This window comes from Methylobacterium sp. C1 (assembly GCF_001854385.1).
GTDB classification, from domain to species: Bacteria; Pseudomonadota; Alphaproteobacteria; order Rhizobiales; family Beijerinckiaceae; genus Methylobacterium; species Methylobacterium radiotolerans.
The window spans coordinates 3977346-3992500 of the sequence record NZ_CP017640.1; the positions used below are offsets into that span (position 1 = coordinate 3977346).

General features: G+C 72.7%; 19 protein-coding genes (1 of these 19 only partly in view). 7 read left to right on the forward strand and 12 right to left on the reverse strand.

Features of this window, described 5'->3' with window-relative positions:
- Positions 1-3 precede the first annotated feature (3 nt).
- Positions 4-177 carry a DUF2256 domain-containing protein gene (locus BKE41_RS18400; RefSeq protein WP_012320406.1) on the forward strand — a complete coding sequence of 58 codons (174 nt, stop codon included), beginning with the start codon at positions 4-6 and terminating at the stop codon, positions 175-177.
- 31 nt (positions 178-208) lie between these two features.
- Here the strand turns inward: BKE41_RS18400 and BKE41_RS18405 are convergent, their stop codons facing one another.
- From BKE41_RS18405 to BKE41_RS18420, 4 genes are read right to left on the reverse strand one after another with little or no spacing between them, the layout of a single operon-like run.
- Entirely contained in the window at positions 209-820 is a 612-nt protein-coding gene (locus BKE41_RS18405; protein ID WP_012320407.1) for a nucleotidyltransferase family protein, read from the reverse strand.
- Positions 813-1859 (reverse strand): molybdopterin-binding protein, encoded by a 1047-nt coding sequence (locus BKE41_RS18410; RefSeq protein ID WP_070999955.1) that lies wholly within the window; start codon positions 1857-1859, stop codon positions 813-815. The genes BKE41_RS18405 and BKE41_RS18410 overlap by 8 nt, the downstream gene beginning before the upstream one ends.
- The gene (locus BKE41_RS18415) at positions 1856-2557 is read right to left on the reverse strand and encodes an XdhC family protein (RefSeq protein ID WP_012320409.1); all 702 of its coding nucleotides are present in this window, start codon (positions 2555-2557) and stop codon (positions 1856-1858) included. The genes BKE41_RS18410 and BKE41_RS18415 overlap by 4 nt, the downstream gene beginning before the upstream one ends.
- On the reverse strand, positions 2557-2880 hold the full coding sequence (locus BKE41_RS18420) for an XdhC family protein (RefSeq protein WP_012320410.1): 324 nt from the start codon (positions 2878-2880) through the stop codon (positions 2557-2559). The genes BKE41_RS18415 and BKE41_RS18420 overlap by 1 nt, the downstream gene beginning before the upstream one ends.
- A 237-nt stretch (positions 2881-3117) precedes the next feature.
- On the opposite strand from BKE41_RS18420, the gene BKE41_RS18425 reads away from it, so the two are divergent.
- Complete coding sequence (locus BKE41_RS18425) at positions 3118-4512, forward strand: ATP-binding protein (protein ID WP_024829298.1); 1395 nt, start codon at positions 3118-3120, stop codon at positions 4510-4512.
- Between the two features lie 34 nt (positions 4513-4546).
- On the opposite strand, the gene BKE41_RS18430 is transcribed toward BKE41_RS18425, so the two are convergent.
- On the reverse strand, positions 4547-4852 hold the full coding sequence (locus tag BKE41_RS18430) for a hypothetical protein (RefSeq protein WP_024829297.1): 306 nt from the start codon (positions 4850-4852) through the stop codon (positions 4547-4549).
- Between the two features lie 178 nt (positions 4853-5030).
- Between BKE41_RS18430 and BKE41_RS18435 the strand changes: the two genes are divergently transcribed.
- Positions 5031-5222, forward strand: a complete 192-nt coding sequence (locus tag BKE41_RS18435) for a hypothetical protein (RefSeq protein WP_012320413.1) — start codon at positions 5031-5033, stop codon at positions 5220-5222.
- 23 nt (positions 5223-5245) lie between these two features.
- Complete coding sequence (locus BKE41_RS18440; RefSeq protein ID WP_053622406.1) at positions 5246-6427, forward strand: pyridoxal phosphate-dependent aminotransferase; 1182 nt, start codon at positions 5246-5248, stop codon at positions 6425-6427.
- A gap of 227 nt (positions 6428-6654) precedes the next feature.
- On the opposite strand, the gene BKE41_RS18445 is transcribed toward BKE41_RS18440, so the two are convergent.
- The 3 genes from BKE41_RS18445 to BKE41_RS18455 form a co-directional block, all read right to left on the reverse strand.
- Entirely contained in the window at positions 6655-7719 is a 1065-nt protein-coding gene (locus BKE41_RS18445; protein WP_012320415.1) for an esterase, read from the reverse strand.
- 108 nt (positions 7720-7827) lie between these two features.
- On the reverse strand, positions 7828-8340 hold the full coding sequence (locus BKE41_RS18450) for a DUF533 domain-containing protein (RefSeq protein WP_053622410.1): 513 nt from the start codon (positions 8338-8340) through the stop codon (positions 7828-7830).
- A gap of 69 nt (positions 8341-8409) precedes the next feature.
- Positions 8410-8745, reverse strand: coding sequence for a hypothetical protein (locus BKE41_RS18455; protein ID WP_071000717.1), 336 nt, complete (start codon positions 8743-8745; stop codon positions 8410-8412).
- A gap of 249 nt (positions 8746-8994) precedes the next feature.
- Here BKE41_RS18455 and BKE41_RS18460 point away from each other — a divergent pair, with 249 nt between their 5' ends.
- Complete coding sequence (locus tag BKE41_RS18460; RefSeq protein WP_070999956.1) at positions 8995-9879, forward strand: transglutaminase family protein; 885 nt, start codon at positions 8995-8997, stop codon at positions 9877-9879.
- A gap of 10 nt (positions 9880-9889) precedes the next feature.
- On the opposite strand, the gene BKE41_RS18465 is transcribed toward BKE41_RS18460, so the two are convergent.
- Positions 9890-10918, reverse strand: a complete 1029-nt coding sequence (locus BKE41_RS18465) for an alpha/beta hydrolase (protein ID WP_012320419.1) — start codon at positions 10916-10918, stop codon at positions 9890-9892.
- A gap of 190 nt (positions 10919-11108) precedes the next feature.
- On the opposite strand from BKE41_RS18465, the gene meaB reads away from it, so the two are divergent.
- On the forward strand, positions 11109-12095 hold the full coding sequence (meaB, locus tag BKE41_RS18470; protein WP_012320420.1) for a methylmalonyl Co-A mutase-associated GTPase MeaB: 987 nt from the start codon (positions 11109-11111) through the stop codon (positions 12093-12095).
- Between the two features lie 143 nt (positions 12096-12238).
- Positions 12239-12616: a CsbD family protein gene (locus BKE41_RS18475; protein ID WP_012320421.1), complete on the forward strand. Its 378-nt coding sequence runs from the start codon at positions 12239-12241 to the stop codon at positions 12614-12616.
- 72 nt (positions 12617-12688) lie between these two features.
- Here BKE41_RS18475 and BKE41_RS18480 read toward each other — a convergent pair whose 3' ends face one another.
- From BKE41_RS18480 to BKE41_RS18490, 3 genes are all read right to left on the reverse strand, one after another.
- Positions 12689-13474, reverse strand: a complete 786-nt coding sequence (locus BKE41_RS18480) for a 3-hydroxybutyrate dehydrogenase (protein WP_012320422.1) — start codon at positions 13472-13474, stop codon at positions 12689-12691.
- A gap of 74 nt (positions 13475-13548) precedes the next feature.
- A complete protein-coding gene (locus BKE41_RS18485) occupies positions 13549-15057 on the reverse strand; it encodes an ATP-binding protein (protein WP_012320423.1) in 1509 nt (502 codons plus the stop codon).
- Positions 15054-15155, reverse strand: the 3' portion of a protein-coding gene (locus BKE41_RS18490) for a response regulator transcription factor (protein ID WP_024829288.1). Its footprint extends 594 nt past the window's final position; 102 of the gene's 696 nt are visible here — the last part of the coding sequence; its start codon lies beyond the right edge, outside the window; its stop codon occupies positions 15054-15056. Before BKE41_RS18490 ends, BKE41_RS18485 begins: the two co-directional genes overlap by 4 nt.

The window sequence follows — 15155 nt, forward strand, 5'->3', positions numbered from 1 at the left end:
ACGATGCCGCCGATGCGCCGCAAGGGCGATCTGCCGGAGAAGATCTGCGCCCAGTGCGGCCGCCCGTTCGCGTGGCGCAAGAAGTGGGAGCGGGTCTGGGACGAGGTCCGCTACTGCTCGGATCGGTGCCGGGCCGCGGCGAAGGCCGCCCGCGGGCGCGGCGCGGCGGGGCGCTGACCGCCCGCCGGGACGATCGGACAGCCCGCGCTCACGCGGTCCGGTCTGAAGGTCCGCCGGCCAGCGCGGCCAGCGTGTCCGGCGTGTCGACGTCGAGGGCGGTGGCCGGGTCGCCCGGGATCTCCAGCACGTCCGACCGTCCCTTCAGGAGCGGCCCGGCCCCGCGATCGCCGGCGAGGCGGGCGATGTCCGGGCCGAGGCGGCGCAGGTTGAGCAGCACCGGGTTCCCGCGCCGGCCGGCCTGAACCGGCACCACGGCCGCGGGCAGCTCCGGGGCGCCCGCGAAGGCCTCCGCGAGGCGGTCGAGATGCGCGGCGGTGACGCGCGGCATGTCGCCCAGGACGACGATGGCGGCCGCGCAGGTGGCGGGCAGCGCCGCGAGGCCGGCGCGCAGCGAGCTCGCGAGGCCGGTGCGGTAGTCCGGATTGTCGACGCGGACGAGGTCGAGCCCCGCCAGGGCGTCGCGGACCGCCTCGGCGTGCGCGCCGAGGACGGCGACCACCGGGCGCGGACGGGCGCCCAGGGCGGCCTCGGCCGCGTGGCGCACCAGGGGCTTGCCGTCGAGGCGCGCGAGCAGCTTCGGCGCGGCGCCGAACCGGCTGCCGAGGCCCGCGGCGAGCAGGACCGTGCCGATCTCAGCCATCCGCGGAGCCCGGCTCGGACTCGTCGGTCGCGGCGGCGCCGCCGGCGCGGGGCTGCGGGCGCGAGACGATCTCCATCAGCAGGCCGCCGACGCCCAGGGTGACGATGTCGGCCCGGGTCACCGGCAGGTCCGCGAGGAGCCGATGCAGGATCCAGTCGAAGCCGTTCTCCTTGGGCGAGCGGGCGCAGCCCGGCGCGCCGATCACCGGCACGGCGCCGCGGGCGCCGACGAGGAGCAGGTTGCCGGGGTCGACCGGCATGCCGAGATGGTCGACCCGGCCGCCCGCCGCCGCGATGCCGGCCGGGATGACGTCGCGCCGGTCGGCGATCGCCGAGGCGCCGAACACCACGACGAGCTCGGCCCCGGCGCGATCGATCACCTCCGCCAGGGCCACCGCCACGGACGCGCCGGCATGGGGCACCCGGGTCTCGGCGACGATCGTGGCGCCGGCGGGCGCGAGACGGTCGGCCAGCGCCCGGAGCGTCTTGTCGATCGTGGTCTCCTTGAGGCTCGGCAGGCGCGTCGAGACCACGGCCACCCGGCGGCGGCGATACGGCGTTACCGCGAGGACGTCGCCCTCCGCGGCCGCGCAGGCCCGGGCCAGCACGGCGCCCGGCACCGCGTAGGGGATGATCTTCACCGTGGCGACCATCTCGCCCTCGACCACCGGCCGGAAGCGCGGCAGCGTCGCCACCGTCACCGCCTCGTCCACGGCGTTGACCGCGTCGATCCGGGCCGGATCGAGGGTGAGCACCCCGGCCGCCTCGGCGAACAGGTTGCTGCGGCCGGTGAAGGGCGCCTCGACGCGCAGGTTCGGCCCGCGCAGGCGCGCGGCGAGGCGCGCCGCGGCGGCGTCCTCGCCGACGTCGCCGGGTTCGAGCGTCGCCGCCACGATCTCCGACAGGCCGGCCCGGGCCAGACCGGCGGCGGTCTCCTGCGCGATGACGGCGCCCTTGCGCAGGGTGATGTCGGCCCGCCGCACCGTGTGCGCGCTGATCAGCCCGGCCGATTCGGCGACCGGGACCGTCCCGAATCTCACGCGACCTCCGGACGGGGCACGCGGCGCAAGGTGGCGACGATCTCGGCGAGCACCGCCAGGGCGATCTCGGCGGGGCTCACGGCGCCGATGGGCAGGCCGATCGGCGCGTGGATCCGGCCGATCTGGGCGGGCGCGAACCCGGCCTCGGTGAGCCGCGCGACGCGCGCCGCGTGGGTCTTCCGCGAGCCGAGGGCGCCCACGTAGAAGCACTCGGCCGCCAGCGCCGCCTTCAGCGCGGGATCGTCGATCTTGGGGTCGTGGGTCAGGGCCGCCAGGGCGCAGTAGCGGTCGAGCACCGGCACGCTGGTCCCGAGGGCCGCGTCCGGCCATTCGGCGACCAGCGCGGTGCCGGGGAAGCGCTCGGGGGTCGCGAACGCGGTGCGCGGGTCGATCACCGTGAGCGCGAGGTCCAGCCCCGCCGCCATCGGCGCCATGGCCTGCGAGATGTGGACGGCGCCGACCACCACGAGCCGCACCGGCGGCACCTGCACGGTGAGGAACAGCGTCCGGCCGCCCGCCTCGACGAGGCCGCTCTTGCCGGCGGCGAGGTGCTTCGCCAGCACGTCGGCGAGGGGATCGGCGGCGATCTCGTCCTCGCGGACGAGGCGCTGCGCGCCGTCGGCGATGTCGGTGATGAGGATCGCGGCGCGGCGCGCCGCCCGCGCGTCGTTGAGCGCCGCCAGGACATCGCTGCGCATCAGTCGACCCGCTCGACGAAGACCCGGATCCGGCCGCCGCAGGACAGGCCGGCGCGCCACGCGGTCTCGTCCGCGACGCCGAATTCGAGGACGCGCGGCGCGCCGGCCTCGATCACCTCGATCGCCTCGGTGATCACCGCGCCCTCGACGCAGCCGCCGGAGACGGAGCCCAGGAAATTGCCGTCGCCGTCGACGACGAGGTGGCTGCCCACCGGTCGCGGGGCCGAGCCCCAGGTCTCGATCACGGTGGCGAGGGCCACGGCGCGGCCGTCGCGCCGCCAGGATTGGGCGGCGGAGAGGATGTCTGTGTCGGTGCTGAGCATGGCCTCGTGGACTTTCGGCCGGCGGGCGCCCCCCGCCCCTCACAGGTATGGCCCGCGTGCCGCCGTGCAAGTCGCCCGGGCCCACCGGGGATCGCGCGGCGCCTTGGCCGATCCCGACGCGGATGCGATAACGCACAGGCTTTCCGCGCCCGCTCGAGCCATGTCCGCCGCCGTTGAACGGATCCTCCGTCGACCGACCTGCCACCGCGCCCGCGGGACGGACGGGCGCGCGATGTCATGAACGCCCCGGATCCCGCCCTCGCCCGGGCGCTCCGGAAGGACCCGCCGCGCTCGGGCCCGCGCCGCCTGTGGAAGCGCGTCAGCCGGGCGATCGGCGACGTCCTGCCGAAGGGCCTCTACGCCCGCTCGCTGATCATCATCATCGCGCCGGTCGTCCTGCTCCAGTCGGTGATCGCCTACACCTTCATGGAGCGGCACTGGCAGCTCGTGACCAAGCGGCTGTCGGCGGCGGTGACCGCGGACGTCGCGGCGCTGATCGACATCTACGAGAGCTACCCGCAGGACAAGGACGCCGAGACCCTCTCGCGCATCGCCGGGGAGCGGCTGAACCTCGACCTCGACATCCTCAAGGGCGCCAAGCTGCCGCCCCCGGGCCCGCGGCCGTTCTTCTCGATCCTCGACGAGGCCCTGTCCGACGAGATCAAGCGCCAGATCCGCAGACCCTTCTGGATCGACACGGTCGGCCGCTCGAACCTGATCGAGATCCGCGTGGCGATCCCCGACGGGGTGATGCGCATCACCGCCCGGCGCAGCCAGGCCTACGCGTCGAACTCGCACATCTTCCTCGTGTGGATGATCGGCTCGTCGCTGGTGCTGCTCGGCGTCGCGATCCTGTTCCTGCGCAACCAGATCAAGCCGATCCTGCGGCTCGCCGCCGTGGCGGAGGGCTTCGGCAAGGGGCGGGAGATCGAGTTCCGGCCCCGCGGCGCCCGCGAGGTGCGTCAGGCCGGTCACGCCTTCATCGAGATGAAGCGGCGCATCGAGCGGGCGATGGAGCAGCGCACCACGATGCTGAACGGCGTCAGCCACGACCTGCGCACCATCCTGACCCGCTTCCGCCTGTCCCTGGCGCTGATCGAGCAGACCGAGGAGATCGAGGATCTCAGCCGCGACGTCGACGAGATGAGCCGGATGCTGGAGGGCTACCTCGCCTTCGCGCGGGGCGATTCGGCCGAGCCCGCGACCCCCACCGACATGCGCGCCCTGCTGGAGGACCTGCGGACCGATGTCGAGCGCCTCGGTGCCCACGTCTCCGCGGTCGATCTCGTCGGCGCGCCCGAGGTCACGGTCCGGCCGGGCGCCTTCCGGCGGTGCCTGTTCAATCTCGCGGCCAACGCCGTCCGCTACGGCGAGACGGTGGCGATCTCCGGCCGGCTGGAGGCCCGCGCCTTCCTCGTCTCGATCGACGATGACGGGCCCGGCATCCCGGCGGAGAGCCGCGAGGACGTGTTCAAGCCGTTCGTGCGGCTCGACGACGCCCGCCAGGATGCCGGCGGCTCCGGGCTGGGCCTGTCGATCGCACGGGACATCGCCCGCGCCCACGGCGGCGACATAACCCTGCACGACAGCCCGCTCGGCGGCCTGCGGGCCACCGTCCGGGTTCCGGCCTGAGCCGGATCAGGCGGGCCGGATCACGGGAACCGGCTCAGGTATCGGCGGGCCGTCGCAGGCGCAGGAACTCGGCCTGCACGTTCCGGAGCAGGTGATCGATGCTCGCCTCGTCGAGGGCGGCGCCCGCCAGCCGGGCGCGCAGGCCGGCCTCGCCGTTCCAGGCGTAGCCGGCCTCGTACGGCAGGTGCCGCCGCAGGAGCGGGCTGACGACCGCCTCGCGCCGGTAGGCGGGATGTCGCAGCAGCCGCCCGATATGGAGCGCCAGCGTGTCGATGCTGGGGGATCTGGGGCCAGACCCTCCCGCCCCCTTGCCTTTCGAATCGACCGATGCCCAACGCATACGTGTCCGCCCTCCCGGAGACGCCACTGTTGCGCGAAATGATTGCGCATCCATGAGCGTCCGGGCGAGCCGGCGAAAAACTGCAGCTTGCGGGGTCCCAACCTTCGCAGCACGGTGATATGCAGGGGCGCTTTCCCAGGGCCGCGGTCAGCCGCGCGCCGGATCCCGAGTGCCGAACATGAACCCGCTCGTCCCGCTCTTCGCCCTCATCTCGCTGCCGCTCGCGGCCATCGGGCTCGTGCTCTACACCGATGAGGGCATCAATCCGGACCTGTTCTACGCCTCCGTGAAGACCTTCGTGATCCTGGGCGCGATCGCCGTGGCGATGTCGTTCGGCGCGATGAAGCTCTCCGAGCGGTCCAAGCACTGAGACCTCACCGCCCGGAGGGCGCGATGCTGCACGTGGTCCCGGCCTTCTCGCGCATCGGCGAGGAGAACGCCTTCGCGGTTCTGGCTCGGGCCCAGGCCCTCGCCGCCCAGGGGCGGGACGTGATCAATCTCGGCATCGGCCAGCCGGACATGCCCACACCCGCCCACGTGGTCGAGGCGGGGATCAAGGCGCTGCGCGACGGCCACCACGGCTACACGCCGGCCGTCGGCATCCCGCCGCTCCGCGAGGCGGTGGCCCGCGACATCCACCGCCGCCACGGCGTCGAGGTCTCGCCGGATTCCGTGATGATCGTGCCGGGCGGCAAGGTCACCATGTTCATGGCGATCCTGATGTTCGGCGCGCCCGGGACCGAGATCCTGTATCCGGACCCCGGCTTCCCGATCTACCGCTCGATGATCGAGTTCACCGGCGCGACGCCGGTGCCGGTGCCGATCCGCGAGGCGAACGGCTTCGCCTTCTCGGCGGCCGAGACGCTGGCGCTGATCACGCCGAGGACGCGGCTGCTGATCGTCAACTCGCCCGCCAACCCCACCGGCGGCGTGACGCCGAAGACCGAGATCGACGCCCTGGTGAAGGGCCTCGCCGAGCACCCCGACGTCGCGGTGCTGTCGGACGAGATCTACGGCACCATGACCTACGACGGCGAGACCCACCACTCGCTGCTGACCTATCCCGAGATCCGCGACCGGCTGGTCTACCTCGACGGCGCGTCCAAGACCTACGCGATGACTGGCTGGCGGCTCGGCTGGTCGGTCTGGCCGAAGCCGCTCTACGACGCGGCGCGCAAGCTCGCGGTCAACGCGCATTCCTGCGTCAACGCGGCGACCCAGTGGGCCGGCATCGCGGCGCTCGACGGCCCGCAGGCTTGCGTGGCCGAGATGGTGGCCGAGTTCGACCGGCGCCGGGCGATCGTGGTCGACGGGCTGAACGCCCTGCCGGACGTCTCCTGCATCGCGCCCAAGGGCGCGTTCTACGCCTTCCCGAACATCGCCCGGACCGGCTGGAAGGCGAAGGCCCTGGCCTCGGCCCTCCTGGAAGAGACGGGCGTGGCCGTGATCGGCGGTCCGGATTTCGGCGTTCACGGCGAGGGCTACCTCCGCCTGTCCTACGCCAACTCGGCCGAGAACATCCGGCGGGCTCTGGAGCGGATGGGCGCGTTCCTCGGCGAGCGGAAGCCGGGCTGAGCGGACGCCCCGTCACCCACCTCGGCCGGGCCATCAGAACCTGTCCCGGTCGACGGTAACGGCGCCGCCATCCCCGCGAGCGCGGCGCAGCGATCCAGCCGGCGCGACGACCGCCGAGGCCGAGCCGCCCTGGGTCACTTCGCTGCGCGCGTGATGACGCCGGCGGGTGTGGCGACCGCAGCGCTCGGACGGACACAGGTGTAAACGGCGCGCCCGATCGGCCCGCCTCAGGACTTGCCGGGCGCCCGCTTGTCGATCCAGCCGACCAGCCAGTCGGCGATGTCGAGGCTGTTCTTGTCCTGCATCAGCATGTGCGAATTGCCGTGGATGCCGATCTCCGGCAGCAGGATCAGTTCCGCCTTGCCGCCCGCGGCGTTCGCCGCCGCCACGAAGCTGCGGCACTGCTTGAGCCGCGGCGCCCAGCGGGGCGAGGCGTCGACGTAGTCGCCGAACAGGACGAGGATCGGCAGGTCCTTGTAGGGCGCGAGGTCGTCCTTCGCCGGGTCCGGGCAGGCGGCCGGCTCGATCGCCACGATGGCGCGCAGGCCGGTCCGGTCGAGGGCGGCGGTCTGGAACGGGTAGATCCCCGATTGCGAGTGCGAGATCAGCACCGCGCCCTTGAGCCGCTTGGCGAGCTCCGACAGGGCCGGCACGGTCGGGTTCGGCACCGGCAGGGCAGCCGACCAGTCGGGAACCATCTGCTTCCAGAACTCGCCCTGAGCCTCCAGGGGGAACTGCATGCCGGGGAACACCTTCGGGTATTCCGGCCCGAACCGGAAGATCGCCCAGGCCGGCTCGCGGCCGGCCGAGAAGACGGCCGGCAGGGAATTCGGGTCGGCCCGCCCCGTCTTCACGGCGTTGATCTGGGCCGGGCTCGCCGCCGAGCGGCCGCGCCAGGCCTGATCGATCACGTAGGTCGGGAAGCCGCGCCGGACGAGGTACTCGTCCCAGCCCATGCGCCCGTCGGGCGTCGTCTCCCAGGTTTTGCCGGTGAGGCAGCAGCCGTGGATCAGGACCAGCGGCGGCCGTCCGGCGTTCACCGGGATCTGATAGCGGACATAGATCTGGTCGACGCTGATCGTGCCCGACGGCGCGTAGGCCGGCAGCGTCGAGAGCGTGTCGGACTGGACGTCGCGACCGCCGACGAAGAAGCTGCCCTGCTCGGCGATCGTCAGCGGGCCGGGGGCCGGGTCGGCCGCGCGCGCGGAGCCGCCGGCGATCAGCACGGCTGCGACCAGCGCGCAGGCCCGCCGCCGGGCGCGCCCGAGCGCGGGCACTGACAGTCCTGCCATGAAATGTCCCGTCCTCCCGCGGACGGATCGCCCGGACCCGTCGTCGCGGGGAAGCCTAGCACGAAGCTCGGCCGCCGTGGAGGATCCACCCATCGGACAGGTTGCCGCTCAGGCCGCGATGTCGCGCTCGACCCGCTCGGTCGTCTCCGCGGGCAGGTCGAGGGCCTCGGCCAGCATCTTCAGGAACTGACGCTCCTGGAGCGTGTCGGGATCGATCGCGAGCCGCGCCGCCGCGAAGATCCGCGCCGCCGCGTCCGGACTCGCGACCCGCTCGGCGATCGCGTCGACGTCGGCGGGATCCGCGAGTTCGCGGTCGAGCCAGGACCGGCCATCGGGATCGAGGCCCGCCTCCGCCACGGCCGCGTCGAGGCGTTTGCGCTCCGCGGCGTCGACCATCCCGTCGGCCGTCGTGGCCGCCACCATGGCCCGCAGCATCAGCCGGGCCTCGTCCTCGGCGACCTGCGTGAAGTCCGGCCCGCCGGCCTCGGGCGGCGCCGCCCCGCGCAATGCCCGGTAGGCGAGGCTGCCGATCAGCGCCAGCCCGCCGAGGGCGGCACCGGCGGCGAGGCCGCCGCGCCTCGAACGCACCAGCGCGTCGACGATCCGTCTGCTGTCAGCCATGCCGTCCTCCCGGGATCCGATCCAGATCGGATCGGAAACCACCCGGGAGGCGCTCGGGTTCAGCCGCGCTCAGGCGTCGGCCTCATCCTCGTCCTCGTCGATATCCACGAGGAAGACGATGTCGGCCTCGTCCTCGTCGTCCGACTCGGACCCGGTGTGGCGCGGATCCTCGACGAAGTCGCCCTCGCCGTCGTCCTCGGCGAGCGCGTCCTCGAAGATCTCGACCTCGTCCTCGGTGGCGGCCCGGACCTTGAGCGCCGACGTGCCGTTCCAGAGCGGCTTCCCGCCGGTCGTCATGGTCCGGATGTCTTCCTTGAAGCCGTCACAGGTGAAGAGGTCCTTGGCGGACGCCTCGTCGCTGTTGATCACCGCAACGGCGGTGCCGTCGATCTCGAGCGTGAACATGGCCGGCATCCCTCTCGTAACCGTCCTCAGGCGCCCCCGCTCGGCGGGCCGGCGCACGGGTGCGACGCGCTGCCCCGGGAAGAAACGCCTCGGTTTCGTCCGGTGGCGATGAGCGTCGCGCGGGGATGCTGTAGGGGTGAAGCGGACGGCCGCCAAGCCCGTCGCGGCCCCACCCGCACGATTCGGCGCGGCACGGCTCCTGCGCGCATCGCCGCGGACACGGTCTCGAACACGAAGGATCACCCGCGCATGCGGATCAGGCTCGGCTGCGAGATGCGCTACGCCTTCCCCTACCCGGTGCCCATGGTGGTGATGCTCAACGTGCATCCCTCCAGGGCGGCCGCCCTGGAGGCGCCCGACGCGCTCCGGACCGATCCGCCCGTCCCGGTGACGATCTATCGCGACGGCTTCGGCAACCTGTGCGGCCGCCTGACCGCGCCCGCCGGCAACTTCACCATCGGGACCGACGCCGCGATCCGCGACAGCGGCGTGCCCGATCCGGTCCACCCGGAGACCGCGCAGCACGCGATCGAGGAGCTGCCGCCCGAGACGATCGTGTTCCTGCTCCCCAGCCGCTACTGCGAGTCCGACCTCCTGGCCGACGAGGCGTGGCGTCTCTTCGGCCATACCGAGCCGGGCTGGGCCCGGGTGCAGGCGGTCTGCGACTTCGTCCACGCCCACATCGCGTTCGGCTACGAGTTCGCCCACCGCGACCGCACGGCCATGGACGCCTACGCGGGCGGGCGCGGCGTCTGCCGGGACTTCACCCACCTGGCGGTCGCGTTCTGCCGCGCCCTCAACGTCCCGACCCGGTACTGCACCGGCTACATCAGCTTCATCGGCGAGCCCGAGCCGCACCCGGCGGGCGACTTCGCGGCCTGGATGGAGGTCTATCTCGGTGGAGGCTGGCACGTGTTCGACCCGCGCAACAACAGCCCGCGGATCGGCCGCGTCATGGTCGCGTACGGCCGCGACGCCGCGGACGTGCCGCTGACCCACACGTTCGGACCCAATCCCCTCGTGGGCTTCCGGGTCTGGGCCGACCGGATCGACCACCTCGACGCGTCCGGCGACGCGCCGGTAATGCCGGAGGAACCCCTGCCGCCGCAGAGCATGGCGACCCGGACGGGGTGAGCGCCGCGCGTCAGACGCCGGCGCCGCGGGCGATGGCGCGCTTGACCACCCCCTGCACGTCCGGGTTCGAGAGGAACAGGTCGTGGTTGATCAGGCCGCCGCCGTAATCGGAGGCGTCGGCGACGCGGACGCCGAGGGCCTCGAGCTTGGCGCGGTCGGCCGCGCCGGCGCGCACGCCCCCCGCCAGCGCCGCCGAGAGTTCGAGCGCCCGGTCGTTGGTGGAGGAGATCACCGTGATCTTCGAGACGTCGGGCCCGAGGCGGGCGACGCCGTTGGAGAACAGGTCGAAATCGATGTCGGGCGCGGCCAGCACCACGGCACCGATCCGCGACATCGCCGCCTCGCCGGCCTCGGCGCGGAGCATGCGCAGGGTCTCGAGGGTGAGGAGCGTGCCCATGGAGTGCGCGACGATGTTGATGCGGCCGCCGCTGGGCGAGGCGGCGAGCGCCTTCAGCAGGTCCTCGAACGCGTCGCGCGACCAGAGGGCGCTCTCGCGATCGTAATTGTAATCGAGGGTCGCGGCCGCCGACGGCCACGTGAACAGGCCGGAGACGCCGCGGAACCGGATCCCGTCCGAGAGCCGGGCAGCGCTGACGGCGGCGGATTCGAACGATTCGCGGTAGCCGTGGACGTAGATCAGCACGTCGCGCCCGAGGGCAGCCTGGGAAAAGGCCTCGGCGGCGCCCGGGCCGGACTCGGATTTCGGAACTGCGCCGATGGTCCAGTCGCCGGTGATGACGGACGAGACCTTGCCGAGCAGCGAGCGGTCGGGCGGCGACAGGCGCACCTCGGCGAAGCTCAGGCCGCGGCCGCGGTCGCTGCTGAAGTACGGCGGTCGGGGCGGATTGCCCACGGGCTTGCGGGTCGTGGCGACCAGCAGCACCGGCATGACGTCGAGGGCCGACTGCTTCTCGGGCAGGGCCGCGCCGGTGCCGAGGTCGTCGGTGACGCAGGCACCGAGCGACGGGGCGAGACCCGCGGCGCCCGCGAGGGCTCCGAAGCGGAGAAGGACGCGGCGTGAGACGATCTGGCTCGACATGATCCGGTGACGCTCGGGCGGGTCGTCTTCCGTTGCCCAGGATCGTGACCATCGCGGGGCACGATCGCCGCATCGCGGCGTGAATAGCGGGCACGGCCGGGCTTGTGGTGGGCGGGACACAGCCGGCCCATCCCCCGGCCCCGGTACTCTCCCCCTCGACGGCGGCCGTCGCCGCGGCCATGAAGGGATCATGACGCCGTCCATCGACATCGAGAGTCTCCGGGAGCGCCTGCTGCGCGGCGACCGCGCCGCTCTGGCCCGCGCCATCACGCTGGCCGAGTCCAAGCGCGCCGATCACCGGGCGCTGGCGGCGAGCCTGATCGACTCGGTCCTGCCCGAGACCGGCCGGGCGATCCGCGTCGGCATCACCGGCGTACCCGGCGTCGGCAAGTCGACCACCATCGACGCCCTCGGCTCGAACCTGACGGAGGCCGGTCACAAGGTGGCGGTGCTCGCGGTCGACCCGTCGTCCTCGCGGACCGGCGGCTCGATCTTGGGCGACAAGACCCGGATGGCGCGGCTGTCGCACGATCCCGGAGCCTTCATCCGTCCCTCCCCGTCCTCCGGCACGCTCGGCGGCGTCGCGGCCAAGACCCGCGAGACCATGCTGCTCTGCGAGGCGGCGGGCTTCGACGTGATCCTCGTCGAGACGGTCGGCGTCGGCCAGTCGGAAACGGCCGTGGCCGACCTCACCGACTTCTTCCTCGTGCTGATGCTGCCCGGGGCGGGCGACGAGTTGCAGGGCATCAAGAAGGGCATTCTCGAACTCGCCGACATGATCGCCGTCAACAAGGCCGATGCGGGCGAGGCCGAGCAGCGCGCCAACGCGGCGGCCTCGGAGTACCGGGCGGCGCTGCACATCCTGACCCCGGCCTCCGCCACCTGGACGCCGCCGGTGGTCACGATCTCGGGCTTCCACAACCTGCGGCTCGACGCCCTGTGGGCGAAGATCGTCGATCACCGGGAGAAGCTCACGGCGACCGGCGAGATCCAGGCGAAGCGCCGGACTCAGGACGTGAAGTGGATGTGGGCGCTGGTCGACGAGCGCCTGCACCAGCGTCTCGTCGGCTCCCCGGAAGTTCGCCGCCGCACGGCCGAGGCCGAGGCCGGCGTCGCCCGGGGCGAGACCTCCCCGGCCGCCGGCGCGGCGGCCATCGCCGAGTTGATCGGGCTCTGACCGTTCCGCGGCCGCGATCGCGGGGCGAGACGCACAATTTCGTGGCGGGCGGGGGCACAAACGCCGTCTCGCGCGTTCGGTGGACGACGGCTTATCGAGCGGCGCCCCTGTCGCGGCGCCGCGCTCACGTCCAGGAGAGTGCCATGGTTGATACGGATCGGATCGTCGGCGGCGCCAAGGAGGCCGTCGGCAAGGTTCAGGGCTCGGCCGGTGATTTCGTGGGCTCCAACCGCGACTCGGTCGAGGGACGTTTCCGCGAGGCCCAGGGCCAGGCTCAGAACGTCTACGGCCAGGTGAAGGACAAGGCCCGTGACATCGCCGACCGGGCCGGTGACTACGCGAGCGACGCCTACGAGCGCGCCGGCGACGTGGCGGGGGACGTCTACGAGCGAAGCGGTTCGTACCTGCGCGACGGGCGCACCGCCGTCGGCGCCCGGGTGGAGGAGAACCCCTTGGTCGCGCTGCTGATCGCGGGCGCGGTCGGCTACGGCCTCGCCCTGCTGGTCCACGGTCGCCGCTGACCGGGAGCGGCCCCGCCCGGATTCGGGCGGGGCCTTGGCGGCGACCGGGCCCGGCCGCCGCGGCCGGTCGCGCTACTGCGCGGTCCAGCCACCGTCCATGCTGATATTGGCGCCCGTGATCTGGCTCGCCGCGTCGGAGCACAGGAACACCGCCAGCGCGGCCACCTGGTCGACGGTGACGAACTCCTTGGTCGGCTGCGCCTTCAGCATCACGTCCTCGATCACCTGCTCCTTGGTGAGGCCGCGGGCCTTCATCGTGTCGGGGATCTGCGCCTCCACCAGAGGCGTCCAGACGTAGCCCGGCGAGATGCAGTTCACCGTGATCCTGTGCGGGGCGAGTTCCAGCGCCGCCGTCTTGCTCAGACCCGCGATCCCGTGCTTGGCCGCCACGTAGGCCGACTTGAACGGCGAGGCCACCAGAGAGTGGGCCGAGGCCGTGTTGATGATCCGCCCCCAACCCCGCGCCTTCATCCCGGGAATCGCCGCGTGCATCGTGTGGAAGGCCGAGGACAGGTTGATCGCGATGATCTGCTCCCACTTCTCCGCGGGAAACTCCTCGATCGGCGATACGAACTGGATGCCGGCGTTGTTGACCAGCACGTCGACCGCCCCGAAGGTCTCCTCCGCCTCGCGCACCATGGCGGCGATCGCATCGGGCTCGCTCATGTCGGCGGCCGAGTACCGGGCCTTGACCCCGTAGGTGCTCTCGATCCCCGCCCGGGCCTCCTCGACGGCCTGCGCGTCCCCGAAGCCGTTGAGCACGATGTTGGCCCCCTCGGCCGCGAGGGCGCGCGCGATGGCGAGCCCGATGCCGCTGGTCGAGCCGGTCACGAGGGCGGTCTTGGTCTTGAGGGTCATGGGGCCTCCTGGAACGCGGGCGCGCCGCCGCTCGGACGCGGTCACGGCCGGGCGACGGTGGGACAGGTCGCGACCTAAGTAGCGCGGGACAGGGAGTCCGGCACAGGGTCGCCCGATGGCGGAGCGGGCAGGATGTCACCGGCCGCCGGCTGCGCCTGCGCCGAGGCCGGAAACTCGATCTCGACCCGCAGCCCGGGGCCGTTGTCGGCGAGCCGCAGGGTCCCGTGATGCAGGCGCACCACGGCGTTGACGAGGCTGAGGCCCAGACCGAAGCCGGGTCGCGACCGGGCATCCTCCAGGCGCACGAAGCGTCCGAGCACGCGGGCCCGGTCCGTCTCGGGAATGCCCGGGCCGTGATCGGAGACGGCGAGTCGGACCGTGCCCGCCTCGCGCCACGCGTCCAGGGTCACGCGGGCTTCCGCTCCGGCGGAGACGGCCCCGTACTTCAGGGCATTGTCGATCAGGTTGGCCAGGGCCTGACCGATGAGTTCGCGGTTGCCGGCGATGATCAGGTCGTCCTGCGCGGTCACCGTGAGGGTCAGGCCCTGGTCCTCGGCGAGCGCCTCGTACAATTCGCCGACGCCCCGCACCGCTTGTCCGATATCCAGCGGGACGAGGATCTCCCGGGCGCTTCCGGCCTCGAGCCGCGCGATCATCAGGAGCGCGTTGAACACCCGGATCAGCCCGTCGCCCTCGTCGATCACGGCTTCCAGCGCCGCGCGCAGTTCCTCCTGCGTCGAGGCCCGGCGCAGGGCCTCGTCGGCGCGGTTGCGCAGGCGGGTCAGCGGCGTCTTCAGGTCATGCGCGATGTTGTCGGAGACCTCCCGCATGCCGCGCATCAGTTCGCCGATCCGCTCCAGCATCTGGTTGAGGCTGGACGCGAGGCGGTCGAGTTCGTCGCCGTTCCCGGCCACGTGGAGCCGGCCGTCGAGGTCGCCCGCCATGATCGCCCGCGTGGTCTGTGTCATGGCATCGACCCGGCGCAGGACACGGCTCGCCGCGAGCCAGCCGCCGATCACCCCGAGGAGCACGACCGCGGCCAGCGACGTGACGAAGGCGCGTCCGATCACCGCCCGCAGGCGGTCGCGCTCCTCGGTGTCGCGCCCGACGAGCAGGCGGAACCCGCCCGGCAGCGTGAAGACCCGCACGATCGCCTGATGCGCCTCGGAATCCGCGTCGTTGCGGCCGTAGCGCGTCTCGCTCTGGCCGGGCGTCGCCAGCACGGCGGCGGGCACGTAGCCGACGTTGCCGACGACATGGTCGCCGCCCGCCGTGGTCACCAGGTAGAGGGACGCGCCGGGCTCCCGCGAGCGCCGCTCCACCACGGAGATCAGCCGCCGCAGGCCGCCGGCATTGTACTGCTCCGACAGGCCGTTGATCTCTGCGTCGATCGTCGAGACGATCTGGTCGTCGAGCACCGCGCGGGCGTTCCACGCGACGTAGCCGAGCGCCAGGAACGCGCAGAGGGCGAAGATCGCCAGGTAGGCCAGCGACAGCTTGAACGCGGTGGTGCGGAACAGCTTCTGGAACCGCGCCCCCGCGGTCTCGCGGGCGACCGGCGCCTCGGTCCCGACGTCGCTCACCCGGCCGCGCCGTCGTCGAAGCGCAGCACGTAGCCGGCCCCCCGGACCGTGTGGATGATCGGCGACGGGAAGCCCTTGTCGAGCTTGCTGCGCAGGCG

What these genes read in the sequence shown, in the direction of transcription:
- BKE41_RS18400 (WP_012320406.1), top strand. Translation starts at nt 4, where the DNA reads ATGCCGCCGATGCGCCGCAAGGGCGATCTGCCGGAGAAGATCTGCGCC.
- BKE41_RS18405 (WP_012320407.1), bottom strand. Translation starts at nt 820, where the DNA reads ATGGCTGAGATCGGCACGGTCCTGCTCGCCGCGGGCCTCGGCAGCCGG.
- BKE41_RS18415 (WP_012320409.1), bottom strand. Translation starts at nt 2,557, where the DNA reads ATGCGCAGCGATGTCCTGGCGGCGCTCAACGACGCGCGGGCGGCGCGC.
- BKE41_RS18420 (WP_012320410.1), bottom strand. Translation starts at nt 2,880, where the DNA reads ATGCTCAGCACCGACACAGACATCCTCTCCGCCGCCCAATCCTGGCGG.
- BKE41_RS18425 (WP_024829298.1), top strand. Translation starts at nt 3,118, where the DNA reads ATGAACGCCCCGGATCCCGCCCTCGCCCGGGCGCTCCGGAAGGACCCG.
- BKE41_RS18430 (WP_024829297.1), bottom strand. Translation starts at nt 4,852, where the DNA reads ATGCGTTGGGCATCGGTCGATTCGAAAGGCAAGGGGGCGGGAGGGTCT.
- BKE41_RS18435 (WP_012320413.1), top strand. Translation starts at nt 5,031, where the DNA reads ATGAACCCGCTCGTCCCGCTCTTCGCCCTCATCTCGCTGCCGCTCGCG.
- BKE41_RS18440 (WP_053622406.1), top strand. Translation starts at nt 5,246, where the DNA reads ATGCTGCACGTGGTCCCGGCCTTCTCGCGCATCGGCGAGGAGAACGCC.
- BKE41_RS18445 (WP_012320415.1), bottom strand. Translation starts at nt 7,719, where the DNA reads ATGGCAGGACTGTCAGTGCCCGCGCTCGGGCGCGCCCGGCGGCGGGCC.
- BKE41_RS18450 (WP_053622410.1), bottom strand. Translation starts at nt 8,340, where the DNA reads ATGGCTGACAGCAGACGGATCGTCGACGCGCTGGTGCGTTCGAGGCGC.
- BKE41_RS18455 (WP_071000717.1), bottom strand. Translation starts at nt 8,745, where the DNA reads ATGTTCACGCTCGAGATCGACGGCACCGCCGTTGCGGTGATCAACAGC.
- BKE41_RS18460 (WP_070999956.1), top strand. Translation starts at nt 8,995, where the DNA reads ATGCGGATCAGGCTCGGCTGCGAGATGCGCTACGCCTTCCCCTACCCG.
- BKE41_RS18465 (WP_012320419.1), bottom strand. Translation starts at nt 10,918, where the DNA reads ATGTCGAGCCAGATCGTCTCACGCCGCGTCCTTCTCCGCTTCGGAGCC.
- meaB (WP_012320420.1), top strand. Translation starts at nt 11,109, where the DNA reads ATGACGCCGTCCATCGACATCGAGAGTCTCCGGGAGCGCCTGCTGCGC.
- BKE41_RS18475 (WP_012320421.1), top strand. Translation starts at nt 12,239, where the DNA reads ATGGTTGATACGGATCGGATCGTCGGCGGCGCCAAGGAGGCCGTCGGC.
- BKE41_RS18480 (WP_012320422.1), bottom strand. Translation starts at nt 13,474, where the DNA reads ATGACCCTCAAGACCAAGACCGCCCTCGTGACCGGCTCGACCAGCGGC.